The 1,216-nt window shown below is 37.6% G+C and carries 2 protein-coding genes; both read left to right on the forward strand.

The window, feature by feature from the left end:
• Window positions 1-168 precede the first annotated feature (168 nt).
• On the forward strand, window positions 169-648 hold the full coding sequence (locus HPC38_RS10325; protein ID WP_208121199.1) for a Panacea domain-containing protein: 480 nt from the start codon (window positions 169-171) through the stop codon (window positions 646-648).
• A gap of 12 nt (window positions 649-660) precedes the next feature.
• Window positions 661-1,044 carry a hypothetical protein gene (locus HPC38_RS10330; RefSeq protein ID WP_208121200.1) on the forward strand — a complete coding sequence of 128 codons (384 nt, stop codon included), beginning with the start codon at window positions 661-663 and terminating at the stop codon, window positions 1,042-1,044.
• The last annotated feature ends 172 nt before the right edge of the window (window positions 1,045-1,216 follow it).

Consider the following 1,216-nt stretch of genomic DNA (forward strand, 5'->3'; position numbering starts at 1 on the left):
CTTAACCATGCCCACTGATGTGGGCTTTTATAACATACGGTATTCCTTATGAAGAAAAGTTGTGGCAAAATAGAGAAAAACTGTAAATTGATCTTTGACAGTCTATGTAAACTTCTAGTTACATGGGCTGTTTTCATTTATCAAGAAGTTTTTTTATCGGGAGGAATGATGAGCTATACCTACAAATCACTTGCTGTCGCCAATTATCTTCTAGATAAAGCAAAGAGCAATAAAAACACCTTAACCCCAATGCAGCTTATTAAACTGGCCTATATTGCTCATGGCTGGATGTTAGGTAAATATGGCGCTGCTCTACTGCTTGAACCAGTGGAAGCATGGCAATATGGTCCTGTTATTCCTAGTATTTATCAGACGGTGAAAAAATACAGAAGTGCGCCGATTGAATTTATCGAAGGGTATAGCCCTTATGCACCCATTAAATTCACAGATCATGAAACAGAAATCATGGATACTGTCTATGATAAATATGCAAAATATGATGGCATCACACTTTCTAGTGCTACACATCAACCCGAATCTCCATGGTCTCAAAAAGTAGTTACTTATCCTGCTTCTGCTATTTCTAATGACCTGATTGAGCATTTTTATCGCGAGCATGTAATCAACACTCCGCACTCTGCACTGTAGTGAGAGAATGAGATGAATAATGATTTTCAGCCAGTTAGCAGCCAAAGAAGTGCAGAAAATGAGCAAGCGCTATTTAATAATGAGCTATACGAACATCAACAACTAGCCAATCAAGCTGAATCAGAACAAAAAGAACATCAGCGTCAAGAAGCGATTAAAGATGAGTTACACTGTTGGATTGTTCGATTTATCAAACTCTTTCTAGGGGCTGCAGTGTTAGCTGGTGCAGTTTATTTTTGGCACTTAATTACGCCCGAACATTTTACTTGGAATGGTTGCCCTATTCTCAGATTACATTTTTTACCTCAAGATAACCTAGATAAATTACGCTCATTCTTTGTGACTGTTGCTTTATCGAGCACCTTTACTAGTTATGCTAAGAAGTATATGAAATAAACACCTCCATTGCCCTCCAATTTATACCACAGACCGTCTTAATGGCGGTTTTTATTGGAGTGGTAATAAAAATAGAAGTTACCACAGTTGTTACACCCACTACAATAAAATAAATCTCTGGCGATGCCAGCCTATATAATGAACAAAATGCGCAATATTTGCGCTAAAATAA

It is taken from the genome of Spirabiliibacterium pneumoniae (assembly GCF_014884995.1).
GTDB classification, from domain to species: Bacteria; Pseudomonadota; Gammaproteobacteria; order Enterobacterales; family Pasteurellaceae; genus Spirabiliibacterium; species Spirabiliibacterium pneumoniae.